The sequence below is a fragment of the Tenacibaculum sp. MAR_2010_89 genome (genome assembly GCF_900105985.1).
Lineage (GTDB): Bacteria > Bacteroidota > Bacteroidia > Flavobacteriales > Flavobacteriaceae > Polaribacter > Polaribacter halocynthiae.
In genome coordinates this window covers 102,281-117,144 of record NZ_FNUB01000005.1, presented here as the reverse complement: position 1 = coordinate 117,144, position 14,864 = coordinate 102,281, and the positions used below count along the sequence as shown (strand labels likewise).

At 30.6% G+C, this 14,864-nt stretch carries 10 protein-coding genes and 1 tRNA gene; 4 read left to right on the top strand and 7 right to left on the bottom strand.

Annotated features, from left to right (window positions below; all coding sequences use genetic code 11):
- Positions 1–61: 61 nt before the first annotated feature.
- From BLV71_RS04200 to BLV71_RS04180, 5 genes are all read right to left on the bottom strand, one after another.
- On the bottom strand, positions 62–1,162 hold the full coding sequence (locus tag BLV71_RS04200; protein ID WP_093869335.1) for a DUF4407 domain-containing protein: 1,101 nt from the start codon (positions 1,160–1,162) through the stop codon (positions 62–64).
- An 82-nt stretch (positions 1,163–1,244) separates the two neighbouring features.
- On the bottom strand, positions 1,245–3,482 hold the full coding sequence (locus tag BLV71_RS04195) for a M56 family metallopeptidase (protein ID WP_093869334.1): 2,238 nt from the start codon (positions 3,480–3,482) through the stop codon (positions 1,245–1,247).
- Entirely contained in the window at positions 3,479–3,850 is a 372-nt protein-coding gene (locus tag BLV71_RS04190; protein ID WP_176974349.1) for a BlaI/MecI/CopY family transcriptional regulator, read from the bottom strand. Before BLV71_RS04190 ends, BLV71_RS04195 begins: the two co-directional genes overlap by 4 nt.
- Positions 3,851–3,965: 115 nt before the next feature.
- On the bottom strand, positions 3,966–6,293 hold the full coding sequence (locus tag BLV71_RS04185; RefSeq protein ID WP_093869332.1) for a S9 family peptidase: 2,328 nt from the start codon (positions 6,291–6,293) through the stop codon (positions 3,966–3,968).
- Between the two features lie 8 nt (positions 6,294–6,301).
- Positions 6,302–7,690 carry a dipeptidase gene (locus BLV71_RS04180; RefSeq protein WP_093869331.1) on the bottom strand — a complete coding sequence of 463 codons (1,389 nt, stop codon included), beginning with the start codon at positions 7,688–7,690 and terminating at the stop codon, positions 6,302–6,304.
- Positions 7,691–8,145: 455 nt separating this feature from the next.
- Between BLV71_RS04180 and BLV71_RS04175 the strand changes: the two genes are divergently transcribed.
- Positions 8,146–8,227: transfer RNA gene (locus BLV71_RS04175), tRNA-Leu, on the top strand.
- 36 nt (positions 8,228–8,263) lie between these two features.
- Here the strand turns inward: BLV71_RS04175 and BLV71_RS04170 are convergent.
- Positions 8,264–9,091 carry a universal stress protein gene (locus BLV71_RS04170; protein ID WP_093869330.1) on the bottom strand — a complete coding sequence of 276 codons (828 nt, stop codon included), beginning with the start codon at positions 9,089–9,091 and terminating at the stop codon, positions 8,264–8,266.
- Between the two features lie 160 nt (positions 9,092–9,251).
- Between BLV71_RS04170 and rimP the strand changes: the two genes are divergently transcribed.
- From rimP to infB, 3 genes are all read left to right on the top strand, one after another.
- On the top strand, positions 9,252–9,713 hold the full coding sequence (gene rimP, locus BLV71_RS04165) for a ribosome assembly cofactor RimP (RefSeq protein WP_093869329.1): 462 nt from the start codon (positions 9,252–9,254) through the stop codon (positions 9,711–9,713).
- Between the two features lie 13 nt (positions 9,714–9,726).
- Positions 9,727–10,983, top strand: a complete 1,257-nt coding sequence (nusA, locus tag BLV71_RS04160; protein ID WP_093869328.1) for a transcription termination factor NusA — start codon at positions 9,727–9,729, stop codon at positions 10,981–10,983.
- 120 nt (positions 10,984–11,103) lie between these two features.
- Positions 11,104–14,055: a translation initiation factor IF-2 gene (gene infB, locus BLV71_RS04155; RefSeq protein ID WP_093869327.1), complete on the top strand. Its 2,952-nt coding sequence runs from the start codon at positions 11,104–11,106 to the stop codon at positions 14,053–14,055.
- 175 nt (positions 14,056–14,230) lie between these two features.
- On the opposite strand, the gene BLV71_RS04150 is transcribed toward infB, so the two are convergent.
- On the bottom strand, positions 14,231–14,860 hold the full coding sequence (locus tag BLV71_RS04150) for a carbonic anhydrase family protein (RefSeq protein ID WP_093869326.1): 630 nt from the start codon (positions 14,858–14,860) through the stop codon (positions 14,231–14,233).
- Positions 14,861–14,864 lie beyond the last annotated feature (4 nt).

The window sequence follows — 14,864 nt, the reverse complement described above, 5'->3', positions numbered from 1 at the left end:
ACTGCAAATCTATAAAAAAATGGCTTATAAAAATATAAGTATTAGATATTAGTGAGTAAATTTATAATATTTTTTGTTGATTTTTATAAAAAGTGTCTGCTTGAAGCTTTAATAAGTCACGAGCTATTTTTTGTTTGTATTTATATAATTCTTCTTCGTCTTTTATATCTGAATACACCTTGTCGTTTAAATCTGTGTCAGTTTTTAGAAGAATATTTCTTTGATGTGTTTGTTGTTGTATCCATGTTTTAACAATAGATTCTTGGTTTTCAAACTTGTAATCATATTCTCCTTTAGAACTAATTAACTTTGAGAAAATTGGAGAGGTTTCTATAGCTAAAAATAATAGAAAAATAAAAAATGAAGGAAGCCAAGGTAATTTATTCAATGCATTAATTCTTGCCATTAAACCGTCAACATTACTAATTATGGGTTGAGTTGATGTTTCAATGTTCTTTTGTTGGTTTAAAAGAGTGTTTATTGCTTCTTCTTTTTGAGTTATTTTTTTTGAATTTTCTTCTTTAAGTGAATTTAAATCAGCAAGTGCTTTATCGTGTTTCTTTCTTTTTTCTTTATATACAGGGCCTTTACCTACACGTTTAGTACCTTTTCGTCCTTCTGCTTCAGCTATATAAGTGTTATATAGGTTGTTTACTTCATTCTCTTTAGTATTAATTTCTTCTTTTAATTTATTAATTTCTGATTGAGTTTTTTCTATTTCAGGAGTAAATTGTTGAGCTATTTGTTGTTTATTGTTAAGTGTCATTTGATTTTTTTCTTCTAATAGCACTTGGTTGATTTCCTTTTCAAAAATTTTTAATTCTAAGGGTTTTGAGATAACAATAGCAATAATCATAGCTAAAATTAAGCGAGGTAAGGCTTGTAAAAATTCAGAACTAAACTTTTCTTTTTTTCTGATGGTGGAAACAATAAACCTGTCTAGGTTAAAAATTAACAATCCCCATACACAACCAAAAAAGATAGCGGTAAATATATTATCAAAAACAGTGAAAAGTGCATAGCTAGAAGCTATGGTTGCCATAAGTGCTGTAAAAAAAACTGTTGCACCAATGCCTACATATTTATTTTGTTCTCCATTAGAACAATTATTTATTAAATGTAAGTCTACACCAGAGCAAATGAGGAAAAATTGCTTTAACATATTAGTAAAACGATTTTTTTTATAAAATGTTACAAAAAAAGCCTCATTTATGAGGCTTTTAACAGAAAAAATAAATTATTTTTTATTTACTGGTAATGTATATTGAGTTTGAACCATCTTTATTTTTCTTTATATATATTGTTTTGACATTTTCTTGGTTAATTTTATCAAATTTATTTTTGGTTATGACTTTACCATCCAAATAATAGGTGGCCTTTACATCTTTGTTTTTAGATAGCTTAATTATTTGCTCATTAGTTAATGAACTGATTTTATCAATTGTAATTGGCTCTTGTGAAATTTTAATCACGTGTTTTCCATCAATCTTTCTAGCATCAATGTTTAATGATTGATTTTTCTTCAGTAATTTAATAGCCTTTCTATAGTTAATTTTTTTATTATTATAAAAGTAACTTACATTTTTTCCTTTATGTTTTTTTATAAATTCTAAAGGAGACATTGGTGGTGGAGGTGGTGGAATGTTTGATAAATTAGTGTTTTGAAATTCAACAACAACTTTATCATCTTTATAAACCTTGCTAATATTTTGTCCTTTTATGACGTTATTAGATTTTGTTCTCTCACCATTAATTATTTTCCCATCTTTATTGACTCTTTGCCCCCATCGATTGTAATAGTTTGTTTTGGTTTTGTATTTAACAAAATAGTAAGTTTTTCCTTTAATGTTAATCCATCCAGTTTTTGGTTTTTCTTCGTTTTTTTGTGCTACTCTTTCAATGTTAGAAATCTCTTCTATGATTTCGATTTCTCCTGGAGCAGAATGAATATTAGGAGTTTCTTCAATTACTTCTATTAAAGCGTTATTGCTAGATTCATGAACTGTTTCAATTTCTCTAATTGTTTCAATTTCATTATCTTCTTCAATTATAACATTTTCAGCCATTGTTTTTTTAGGTGGAGGAGGTGGAATAACCGATTTTTCACCTTTTTTAATAACTTTACTAGTTGGAGGAGGTGGTGGTAACATATTTTTACCTTTCTTCCATTTGTTAAACCTAGCTATTTTCTTTTTTTGTAAATAATCAAAATATTCACGTGTGTTTAAAGTAGCTTGGTACTTTTGAGGGAATCGTTTGCTTCTTGCATTTTTGTAAACTAAGCTTACAAAGAAGTTTGAAAAGTCAGAGTTTTTGTAATTGTTGAGAACTTTATTGTTTACAACCTTTCCATCAATCCAAAGTGCATATTTTTTTGAATTCTTTAAGTCTTCAATCAGTTTTTTTGAAGGAGTATTTCTTTTAGCAACCATTGGAGGAGGAGGTGGTGGTAAAAATTTTTGTTTTTCTTCACGTGTTAATTCTGAAAACTTTTTTGTTATTTTCTTTCCATTTTCGTTGGTGTAAGTAAGTTTAGCATTCTGATAGGTGAAATCTCGATACTGTTCGCCATCATTTTTTGTAATAGTTACAGTCGAATTTTTTTTAGGATCATTTTCTTGTGCTTCAATTCTTTCTGCAAAGAGAAGAACGAATCCTGTTATTAGCGGAATTACCGCCAGTTTTTTTAACAAGATTTTTGCGTACGAACTTTTTGTTGTCATCATTTTTAATCTTTTTTTTGTAAGTGAGTAATTCAAATTACTGGCCAAGTAATATTCGTTTCTCCATGCAGCTTTATTTAGTAATAAATGCTGGTATTGGAATGTATTTTTATGTTGATTAATAACCTTTTCATCAGCTAAAAATTCATGGTTTAATTGTATTGCTTTTTTTAAGAAAATAAATAATGGGTTTACCCAAAATAAAATTTGTAGTAGTTCAATTATAATAACATCAAGTGTGTGTCTTTGTGTTACATGTGTTAGTTCATGAGTAAATAGTTCTTCTTCAATTTTACCATTTAAATATTCTTTTTTGTTGATGAATATATAGTTCCAAAAAGTATGAGGAAGAATTTCATCATTTACTAAAACTAATATTGCTTTTTGATATTTTATTTTATTATTAGAGCTTATTTTTTGAGTAATCTTGTATAAGTTTATGCAAAACCTAAACAGAAATAGAGTTGATATAATGAGGTATACTACAACAAGTAATTGAGTATAGCTAAAGCTGTTTTCAACTAATATTGGTGTATTATTTTGTGCTATTGTTAATTGATGAGAATTCTGTGTAGCTTCTATAATTTTTGCTGTGCTAGCTACAGTTATCGTTGTTAGTGGAACAAGAAAAGAAAATAAGATACTTCCTAACAGGTAAAAACGATTGAAATTATGCATTTTCTCTCTTTCTAATATGATATGATAAAAGAGAAGTAATAATGCTAAACAGCTTGTAGATTTTAGTAAATAGCTTATCATTTTTTCTGCTCTTTAATTTGGTTGTCTATCAGTTTTTTTAAATTTTCTAATTCAGAAACAGAAAGATTTGTTTCGGAAGTAAAAAATGAAGCAAATTGACTTGCAGAGTTGTTAAAAAAGTTTTTGATTAGCCCATTTACATGTTTCGAGAAATAATCTGATTTTTTAACTAAAGGAAAATATTCTCTCGATTTCCCATGTAATTTGTAATTAACAAAACCTTTATCATACATTCTTTTCAATAGTGTTGCAACTGTTGTATTGGCTGGTTTAGGTTCTGGAAATTCAGCTAATATATCTTTCATAAAAGCTTTTTCTAACTTCCATAAATATTGCATTACTTGTTCTTCGGTTTTTGATAATTGCATAATCTTTTAATTATAATTAACTCTACAAATGTAGAGGTATTTTTTTGATTCTACAAATGTAGAAGTGTTTTTTTTGTGTTTTAAACTAAAAAAACGCTCATAACGAGCGTTTTTTTTAGAAGTTAGATAGATCAAATTCTTTTGGAGGGATTTCTTTTCGTAAATGAGTTACAAAATAATCCCACCTTTTTCGAGTCATATACTTCGTCATATTTCCGTAACCATGTCTTTTGTTTGGAAATATAATCATATCAAAGTCTTTATTAGCCTTAATTAAGGCTTCAACAACTAACATTGTGTTTGAAGGAGAAACATTATTATCCATGCTTCCATGAGTTATTAATAGTTTACCTTTTAAATTATGAGCAATTAATTGATTTGCTTGGTTGTCATAATTTGTAGTTCCATCTCCCTTTTCTTCTATTTTTCCTTTCTTTAAAAGGCCTTGCCATTTTTCACCCCAATCAGCTTCATAATTCCTATTGTCATGGTTTCCAGCACCTGAAACTGCTACATCATAAAAATCAGGATAAGCAAATACAGCACGAGTTGAGGCAAATCCACCTCCAGAATGACCCCAAATACCTACGCGCTCAATATCCATACCTTTATATTTTTTAGCTAACTGTTTAATAGCTGCAATATTATCTGGTAAACCATTGTCTCCCATGTTTCCGTAATAGGCATCATGAAAAGATTTAGATCTCATTGGTGTTCCCATTGCATCAACAGCAACCACTACGAAACCTAATTCTGCTACTGCTTGAAAATCTCTCCAAACAGACCTGAATTTATAATTACCAATACTTCCAGATTGAGGTCCAGGATATATGTAGTTTAATACAGGGTATTTTTTATGTTCATCATAATGGCTTGGTGTGCACATGATTCCGTAAATATCAGTTTTCCCGTCACGAGCTTTTACTGAAAATTCAATAGGCTCTTGCCAATTTTTTTCTTTTAAAGCAGTAATGTCTGCAGTTTCTAATTCTAATATACTTTCTCCTTTATTATTTCTTAAAACAGAAACAGGCGGAGATGTGGTTGTTGAATATGTGTCTACTAAATATGAGTAATCACTTGAGAAGGTAGCTGAATGAGTTCCTTTACTAGGAGTTAAGTTTTTTAGGTTTGATCCATCAAAATTAACACTATAATAATAATTGTGATACGGGTTTCCTGTTTCTTTTCCTCCAGCAGTAAAATAAACCTTCTTATTAATTTTATCTACTTTTTTTACTTGTTTTACAATCCAGTTTCCTGAAGTGATTTGACTTTTTAATTGTTTTGTAGATAAATCATATAAGTAAATATGTCCCCAGTTTGTTTTTTCAGAGTACCATATAAACTCGTTTGAATCAAATAAAACTTTCCAGTTTTCAACATTTACACCAGATTCATAATAGGTGTCAACTTCTTCTTTATAAATAGATTTTACTTCACCAGTATTCGTGTCAGCAATTTGTAAATGGGCTATTTTATGATCTCTAGAGCCTGAAACAAAAGCAAATTGAGATCCATCCTTTTTCCACTGCGCATCTAGTAGTTCATTGTTCCGGTCAGCTATGTGATCGGTAGTAGTCCCTCTTTGATAATCCTTATCCATTTTTAGACGAACAGTTTTAGGTTTTGTTCCTAGATGAATAATTACACGTTCAATTGTAAAAATGGTTTTGTCTCCAGGTAATGGGTGTTTCCAAGCTTCAAGTTTAGGATGTCCAACATTAGTTGAGGTTAAGTATATCATTCCTACTTCACGTGAGTCTTGTTGAAAAGTAGCAATTTTATCAGAATTAGGAGACCATTTTAAAACAGCTCCATTGCTTTTAGTCCAACCAGCATTGTTTGTTGCGTATCCATAGTTTTTTTTACCATCAAATGTAAGTTGTGTTTTTTTGTTAGTAATTAAATCTCTTACCCAAAGGTTATGATTATCTATGTAAGCCGCTAATTTTCTATTTGGAGAAACATGTTCGTTTCTAGTAACTTCTGCATTTTGTGAAGTAACTTTAGAAATAGAATAGTTTTCTAAATTGCAAGAATATCTTTGTTTATTTATAATAAATTGAACAGTTTTTAAATCATCAGATAGAGAGACTTTAGAAATAGGCAAGTTGTTTTGTTCTATTTCTCGACCAAGTTCATTTGCTAAACTTTTAGCAAGTTTAATATGATTAAAAGCTTCTTTTTTAGTTTTAGTAGTTATGTCAACTAAAATAAATTTTTTGCCATTTTTAGTTTTAGTAGCGTATATTAAATAGTCTTGATTAACAAAAGTACTTCCAAAAACTTGATTATAAACTAAATTAGACAAACCTCTATCCATAAGTATAGAGGCTTGTTTATATTCTTCAGCGGTTCGTTGTTTTGGTTTTTGGTTTTTTGAACAACTAATAAACAGTATTATTATGGCTAAAACTATTTTACTTGAATATGTTTGCATGGTTTATCTTATTTTGATAATTCAGTAAAATATTTGTAAAAAAATGGTATAGTTTCAATACCTTTTAAATAATTCCATACACCAAAATGTTCGTTTGGTGAATGAATAGCATCGCTATCTAACCCAAATCCCATTAAAATAGTTTTACTTTTCAGTTCTTCCTCAAACAAAGCTACAATAGGTATACTTCCTCCACTTCGTTGAGGTATTGGAGTAACACCAAATGTTTCTTGATATGCTTTGCTTGCTGCTTGGTATCCAATATTATCAATAGGTGTAACATATCCTTGTCCACCATGATGAGGTGTAACTTTTACTTGAACTCCTTTAGGAGCAATGCTTTCGAAATGTTTTTTAAATAACTCAGTAATTTCTCTCCATTCTTGGTTTGGTACCAGTCGCATTGATATCTTAGCATAAGCTTTACTTGCAATCACTGTTTTAGCCCCTTCTCCAGTATATCCTCCCCAAATACCATTTACATCTAAAGTTGGACGAATAGAGTTTCGTTCGTTAGTAGTGTATCCTTTTTCACCGTAAATAGCATCGATTTCTAGAGATTTTTTATAATTTTCTAAAGAAAACGGAGCCTTTGCCATTTCATCACGTTCTTCTCTAGAAAGGTTTTCTACCTTATCATAAAAACCTGGAATGGTTATATGATTGTTTTCATCATGTAAAGAAGCAATCATTTTTGTTAATACATTAATAGGATTTGCAACAGCTCCACCATACAAACCAGAATGTAAATCTCTGTTTGGTCCAGTTACTTCAACTTCTACATAGCTCAATCCTCTAAGTCCCGTTGTTATAGAAGGAATAGAGTTAGCTATCATACCAGTATCAGAAATTAAAATAACATCATTAGCTAATTTTTCTTTGTTTCTAGGTACAAACCAGGCTAAACTTTCTGAGCCAACTTCTTCTTCACCTTCTATCATGAATTTTACATTACAAGGTAAATTACCAGTGTTAGTCATGTATTCTAATGCTTTTACGTGCATATACATTTGACCTTTATCGTCACAAGCACCCCGAGCAAAAATAGCTCCTTCTGGATGAGTCTCTGTTTTTTTAATAATTGGTTCAAATGGTGGAGAATCCCATAAATCAATTGGGTCAGCTGGTTGCACATCGTAGTGTCCATATACTAAAACTGTAGGTAATTTTGGGTCAATGATCTTTTCACCATAAACAATTGGATATCCAGGAGTTTCACAAATTTCTATTTTATCACACCCAGCTTTTTCTAGCTGTAGTTTTACCATGTCAGCTGTATTTAATACATCTTGATTGTATGCTGGATCAGCGCTAACTGATGGTATTTTTAATAAATCAATAAGTTCATTTAAAAAACGCTCTTTGTGTTGAGCTATATATTCTTGAATAGTTTGCATTGAAAAATAATTAAGTACGCTAAGTTAACTATTTTTCGTAAAATTTATTTTTTTTAACACAAACTAAGAGTGTTGTTAAGTATTATTGATTGTTTGTTAATTAACCTTAATAAGAATATGTTTTTTAATTGTTTAGATTTATCTATAAAATAACGGTTTCTGTTTAAAATCAAACAGTTGTTTATTTTTAATAATAATTAATAATTTATTAACTTAAAAATTGGTAAAAAATGTTGATTTTTGCCGCTCATTTGTGTTCTATTTAGAATTTTTAGAAGGGTTTTAACATAGGATGATTAATTGTGAGCTCTCTTCGGAGAGCTCTTAATCTATATAGTAATATTTTTCATAAATTTTAAATGATAAATTTAGTTAATTAAAAAAATGAAAAAATAAAAATTTGAGCTTGTATATTGAATACTTTGTGTATATTTGCAGGCACAAATTAAAAATAAGCGGGCGTGGTGGAATTGGTAGACACGCTAGACTTAGGATCTAGTGCCGCGAGGTGTGAGAGTTCGAGTCTCTCCGCCCGTACAAAAAGCGTAACATTTAAGTTGCGCTTTTGTTTTTTTATACTTTAAAAGTTAAGACAGGTTTTAATACATTCTTAGATAGGTTTAAAGAAACACTACCGTTAAAAAATCTGGAAAGTCCACTTCTTCCGTGAGTTGCTAAAGAGATTAAATCTACGTCCTTTTCGTCTGAAAAATTTAAAATTCCTTCTTCAACAGAATTGTCGTTGTATATGTGAATTGAATAATTGTCGAGATTGTATTTTTCTATGAATGTTTCAACTTTTTTCTTAGAGCTAGAAGTGTTTTCGAACTTTTGAGGAGTGTTTATTTTAAGTAAGTGTATTTTGGCTTTAAAATTAGTGGAGAAATCAAGAAACCCTTCAAAAGCTCTAGCTTCATCTTTCTCAAAGGTTGATGCGAAAACTAATTTTTTAAATTTAAAATTATCACTTTCCTTTTTGGTTATTAAAACAGGTATATCAAGGCTTCTAACTGTTTTTTCCGTGTTAGATCCAATCAAAATCTCTTCTAAAGCAGTGTGTCCCTTTGAACCCATGATAACTAAATCGGCATCTATTTTTTTTGAATAATCTCTAATCCCTTCATAAGGATTTTGAAATCTTATAGCGTGGTGAACATTTGGTATTTTTGAAAAGAAAGCACTTTTTAGATTCATTAATTTGTCTTTAACTTTTCTAATATAAAGCATGCTTTCAGGAATACTGAAATTATTACCAGCTCCCATGTCAACTATACCTGAGGGGAGTTCGACCATGTGAAGTAAGTGAACTTCGCTATTAGATTTTTTTGCTATTTTAGAAGCAAGTACACATGCGTATTCTGAGTGTTTAGAGAAATCAATGGGTATTAATATTTTTTTCATAATTTTCTTGGGGATTTAAGAGAAACAAATACTCTTTAAATATACCAATTTTTTTAGATAAAAGCTACTTGTGTATTAACTAATAAGTTAGTATATTTGCAGGGAATTTAAAAGAGTTAAGTGATGTAGGGGACGTTTGTCCCCTCTTTTTATACCTAGAATGAATAAAGAGAGAGTTAAAGAATTATTACAGGAAGCATTAAGTGAGAATGAATCGCTATTTTTAATAGAGTTAGAGTTTCTTGCTAATAGTAAAATAAAAGTAATAGTTGATGGAGATGAAGGAGTGCCGTTGAGTGAATGTGTTCGTATTAGTAGAAATATTGAGCATAACCTTGATAGAGAAGAAGAAGATTTTTCTTTAGAAGTAACAACACCAGATATAGCACACCCTTTATTGGTTAAAAGACAGTATAAGAAAAATATTAATAGAATATTAAAAGTAAAAACTGAAACCGAAGAGTTTGAAGGTACATTAACAAATGTAACAGATGAAGAGATAACGTTACATTGGAAAGTTAGAGAGCCAAAACCTATAGGTAAAGGTAAGCATACAGTAGAAAAGGTAAAAACTCTACTTTATGAAGATATTAAAAGTGCAAAAGTGAAGATTATATTTTAATTAAGATAATGAGATGGAAAATATTGCGTTAATTGAGTCGTTTTCAGAATTTAAAGATAATAAAAGTATTGACAGAGTAACACTAATGTCTATTTTAGAAGAAGTTTTTAGAGCTGCTTTAAAACGTAGATTTGGGTCTGATGAAAACTTTGATATTATTATAAACCCTGATAAAGGTGATTTAGAAATTTGGAGAAACAGAGTTGTTGTTGCAGATGAAATGTCGGAAGATGATAATGAAGAGATTGAATTAACTGAAGCAAGAAAAATAGAACCTGATTTTGAGATAGGAGAAGATGTATCTGAAGAAGTTAAATTAGTTGACCTAGGAAGAAGAGCTATTTTAGCTTTACGTCAAAATTTAATATCTAAAATCCATGAGCATGATAGTACTAATATCTTTAAACAATTTAAAGAGTTAGAAGGAGATGTTTATAGTGCTGAAGTGCACCATATTCGTCATAATGCGGTAATTTTGCTTGATGATGAAGGTAATGAAATTGTATTACCTAAAAGTGAACAAATACGTTCTGATTTTTTTAGAAAAGGAGATACTGTTAGAGGAGTAATTAAAACGGTTGAATTAAGAGGAAATAAACCAGTAATTATTTTGTCAAGAACTGCACCTCAATTCTTAGTTAAATTATTCGAACAAGAAATACCTGAGGTTTTTGATGGTTTAATTACTATTGAAAGAGTTGCAAGAATACCTGGTGATAAGGCAAAAATCGCTGTAGATTCTTACGATGATCGTATTGATCCTGTAGGAGCTTGTGTTGGTGTTAAAGGATCACGTATTCACGGTATTGTTCGTGAATTAGGGAATGAAAATATTGACGTTATTAATTATACTAAAAATGAGCAATTATTCATTTCTAGAGCGCTAAGTCCTGCGAAAGTTCTTTCTGTTACTATAGAAGCTTATGAAGAAGAAAAAGGAGGTAAAAAAGGTCGAGTAAATGTATTATTAAAACCAGAGGAAGTGTCAAAAGCAATTGGACGATCTGGTGTAAATATTCGTTTAGCTAGTGAATTAACTGGTTATGAAATAGATGTTCAAAGAGAAGGTATTGAAGAAGAAGATGTTGAGTTAACAGAATTCTCTGATGAAATAGAAGCATGGGTAATAGCTGAATTCAAGAAAATTGGTTTAGATACTGCTAAGAGTGTTCTTGAGAAAGATGTTTCAATGTTAGTTCAAAGAACAGACCTTGAAGAAGAAACAATTTTAGATGTTCAACGAGTTTTAAGAGAAGAATTCGAAGAGTAAAATATTATAAGGATGTTAGTTACCTTACTTTTAAGTTTAAAACTAGCAAAATTAAGAAAGAGAGCGTAACTATTGCAATATTATAAAGTGTGTTCTTTAATAAAAAGTATAAAATAATTTATGGCTGAAGGCAACAAATTAAGACTAAACAAGGTTTTAAGGGAATTAAACATTTCTTTAGATAGAGCTGTAGAACACTTAGCTAAAAAAGGTTATGAGGTTGAGGGGCGTCCTACGACAAAGATTTCTGATGCAGAGTATCAAATATTACTTGATGGTTTTCAAACAGATAAATCTAAAAAGGTTGCTTCTAAAGAGGTAAGCGAAGAAAAGAGAAAAGAAAAGGAAGCAATTCGTCAACAAGTAGAAGTAGAGCAAGAGAAGAAACGTATAGAAGACGAAGCTAAAAAACAAGAAGTTTTAAAAGCCAAGGCAGCAAAATTAGAACTTAAAACTGTTGGTAAAATAAATATTGAAACTGGTAAAAGTTTAGAACCTAAAGTTCAAAAAGAAGAACCAAAGCCAGTTGCTGAATCAACAGAGAATAAAGTTGAAGAAGTTATTGAAACTCCAAAAAAAGAAGTTGTTCAACCTAAAGAAATAAAAGTTGAAGAGCCTAAAAAAGAAGAGAAGCCTGTTGTAGAGAAAAAGGTAGAAGAACCTGTTAAGGTTGCACAACCCGTTAAGAAAGTAGAAGAACCTAAAAGTACAACTACTTTTACTAAAAAAGGTATTGATAAAGCTGTTGAGCAAATTAAAACAGACCGAGCAAGAAAAGCAGATAAACCAAAATCAACTGAACAACCAGTAGAGGTTAATACTGAAAATGCTGAAAAAATTAAAACTCAGTATAAAAAACTTGATGGTCCTAAAATAACTGGTCAAAAAATTGATTTAAAACAATTTGAAAGACCTAAAAAGAAAAAACCAGATCCTAAAGCTAAAGATGGAGATAAGAAAAAGCGTAAGAGGATAAGTAAACCTAACGCTGGAGGTACTGGAACTGGAAATACTAGAACGCAAGGACAAGGAAACAACCGTGGAGGAGGTCCTAACAGACCAGGAACACCAAATAGAACTGGAGGTCCTAATAGAGGTGGAGCAAGAACTGGAGGTCCTAACAGAGGAGGCCAAAGAGGAAGACGCCCTGTTGTTCAAAAAGAAGAACTTACTGAAGCTCAAATTCAAAAACAAGTTAGAGAAACTCTTGAAAAACTTCAAGGTAAATCTAAAAAAGGAAAAGGAGCTAAATATCGTAGAGATAAAAGAGATGCTCACCGTCAACAAAGTGAAGCAGAGTTAGAAGCTGCACAAGCAGATAGTAAAATACTAAAAGTAACAGAGTTTGTTACAGTTAGTGAAGTAGCTACAATGATGGATGTTCCAGTAACAAACATTATATCATCTTGTATGATGCTTGGTATGATGGTTACAATGAATCAACGTTTAGATGCAGAAACACTATCTATAGTAGCAGAAGAATTTAATTATACAGTTGAGTTTGTTGGAGCTGAGGTAGAAGAATCAATTGAAGAAATTGAAGATAAACCAGAAGATTTAATAACGCGTGCACCAATCATTACTGTTATGGGTCACGTAGATCATGGTAAAACTTCATTATTAGATTATATTCGTAAAGCGAATGTTATTGATGGAGAATCTGGAGGAATTACACAACATATTGGTGCTTATTCAGTAAATGTTGGAGATCAAAAAATAGCATTTTTAGATACACCTGGTCACGAGGCTTTTACAGCGATGCGTGCTCGTGGGGCTCAAGTTACCGATTTAGTTATTATTGTTGTAGCAGCTGATGATGATGTAATGCCGCAAACAAAAGAAGCAATCTCGCATGCGCAAGCAGCTGGAGTACCTATCATTTTTGCAATAAATAAAATAGATAAACAGAACGCTAATCCTGATAATATTAAAACGCAATTATCTGCGATGAATTTATTAGTTGAGGATTGGGGTGGTAATATTCAATCACAAGAAATTTCTGCAAAAACTGGTCAAGGAGTTGATGAGTTATTAGAAAAGGTATTGTTAGAAGCTGAAGTATTAGAGTTAAAAGCTAACCCTGATAAAAATGCAAACGGTGCTGTAGTAGAAGCTCTATTAGATAAAGGTAGAGGATATGTATCTACTATTTTAGTACAAGCAGGAACACTTAAAATTGGAGATTATTTATTAGCAGGTAAGCATAGTGGTAAAGTAAGAGCTATGTTTGATGATAAAGGAAATAAAGTTAAAGTAGCTGGACCATCTACACCAATATCAATATTAGGTCTTGATGGTGCACCACAAGCTGGTGATAAGTTTAATGTATTTGATGATGAACGTGAAGCAAAACAAATTGCTGCTAAGAGATCTCAATTACAACGTGAGCAATCTGTAAGAACTCAAAAAACATTAACGTTAGCTGAGATTGGACGTCGTATTGCATTAGGTGACTTTAAAGAGTTAAATATAATCTTAAAAGGTGATGTTGATGGTTCTGTTGAAGCCTTAACAGATTCATTCCAAAAATTATCAACTGAAGAAATTCAAGTTAATATTTTACATAAAGGAGTAGGTGCAATTACTGAATCTGATGTATTATTAGCAACTGCTTCAGATGCAATTATTGTTGGGTTTAATGTACGTCCTCAAGGTAATGCTCGTTTAGTTGCTGATAGAGAAGAGGTAGATATTAGAACTTATTCTATCATCTATGATGCTATTAATGACTTGAAAGACGCAATGGAAGGAATGTTATCTCCGGAAATGAAAGAAGAAGTTCTTGGTAATATTGAAATAAGAGAGGTTTATAAAATTTCTAAAGTTGGAAATATTGCTGGATGTATGGTGATGTCTGGTAAAATAACAAGAGATGCTAAAATACGTATCATTAGAGAAGGAATAGTTGTTCATGATGGTTTATTAACTTCATTAAAACGTTTTAAAGACGATGTGAAAGAAGTTAAGAAAGGTTATGACTGTGGTCTTCAAATTAAAGGATATAATGATATCAAAGAAGGTGACACTATTGAAGCATATACTGAAATAGCAGTTAAAAAGAAACTTAAATAATTTTAAGTTAACATAAATAAAAAGAGCGACTTCTGTAAAATATACTGAAGTCGCTTTTTCTTTGAAAGAAAGTCATTCTTTACTAATAATTAGTTTAAAATAAAATTCGAATGGTTTTTATTTGAAAAACCATTCGAATTTAAAATCTCTACAAAAAGAAATATGTATTTATTGTTTAAAGCATTGTAACAGCTCCTGTTTTTAAAGAGTATACTCCACCAACAATTGCAATTTCACCATTATCTTCCATTTCTTGTAAAATCTTACTTTTTTCACGGATTCTTTCAATGGTTAATTTTACATTATTTTCTACAGTTTTTGCTACAAATTCATCATTTGATGAGTTAGTAACACCTTCAACTTGATCCGAAGCCATTTTAGCAGCTGGAGCAATATTATCAAGCATTGCAGTAATATTTCCAAGTTCTACTCCATCACAAGCAGCTTTAACAGCTCCACAGCTTTCATGACCTAATACTAAAACTAACTTGCTTCCAGCAACAGCGCATGAGTATTCCATACTACCTAAAATATCAGTATTTTCAAAATTACCTGCAACACGAGCAACAAAAACGTCACCTATAGTTTGATCAAAAGCCATCTCTACTGGCACTCTTGAATCGATGCATGATAAAATAACTGCTTTAGGAAATTGTCCACCTGTTGTTTGCTTAACTAATTCAGTTACATTAGATGCTGTTAAGTTATTTTCAGTATATCTTTTATTTCCTTCTAATAAATCTTGTAATACTCCATTTGGAGTTAACGTATCTTGTTTGCTTTTTGTAATAGCTGTATTTCTCATTTTT

Excerpts from the sequence above, each read along its gene's own strand:
- BLV71_RS04200 (WP_093869335.1), bottom strand. The coding sequence starts at position 1,162 with ATGTTAAAGCAATTTTTCCTCATTTGCTCTGGTGTAGACTTACATTTA.
- BLV71_RS04195 (WP_093869334.1), bottom strand. The coding sequence starts at position 3,482 with ATGATAAGCTATTTACTAAAATCTACAAGCTGTTTAGCATTATTACTT.
- BLV71_RS04190 (WP_176974349.1), bottom strand. The coding sequence starts at position 3,850 with ATGCAATTATCAAAAACCGAAGAACAAGTAATGCAATATTTATGGAAG.
- BLV71_RS04185 (WP_093869332.1), bottom strand. The coding sequence starts at position 6,293 with ATGCAAACATATTCAAGTAAAATAGTTTTAGCCATAATAATACTGTTT.
- BLV71_RS04180 (WP_093869331.1), bottom strand. The coding sequence starts at position 7,690 with ATGCAAACTATTCAAGAATATATAGCTCAACACAAAGAGCGTTTTTTA.
- BLV71_RS04170 (WP_093869330.1), bottom strand. The coding sequence starts at position 9,091 with ATGAAAAAAATATTAATACCCATTGATTTCTCTAAACACTCAGAATAC.
- rimP (WP_093869329.1), top strand. The coding sequence starts at position 9,252 with ATGAATAAAGAGAGAGTTAAAGAATTATTACAGGAAGCATTAAGTGAG.
- nusA (WP_093869328.1), top strand. The coding sequence starts at position 9,727 with ATGGAAAATATTGCGTTAATTGAGTCGTTTTCAGAATTTAAAGATAAT.
- infB (WP_093869327.1), top strand. The coding sequence starts at position 11,104 with ATGGCTGAAGGCAACAAATTAAGACTAAACAAGGTTTTAAGGGAATTA.
- BLV71_RS04150 (WP_093869326.1), bottom strand. The coding sequence starts at position 14,860 with ATGAGAAATACAGCTATTACAAAAAGCAAACAAGATACGTTAACTCCA.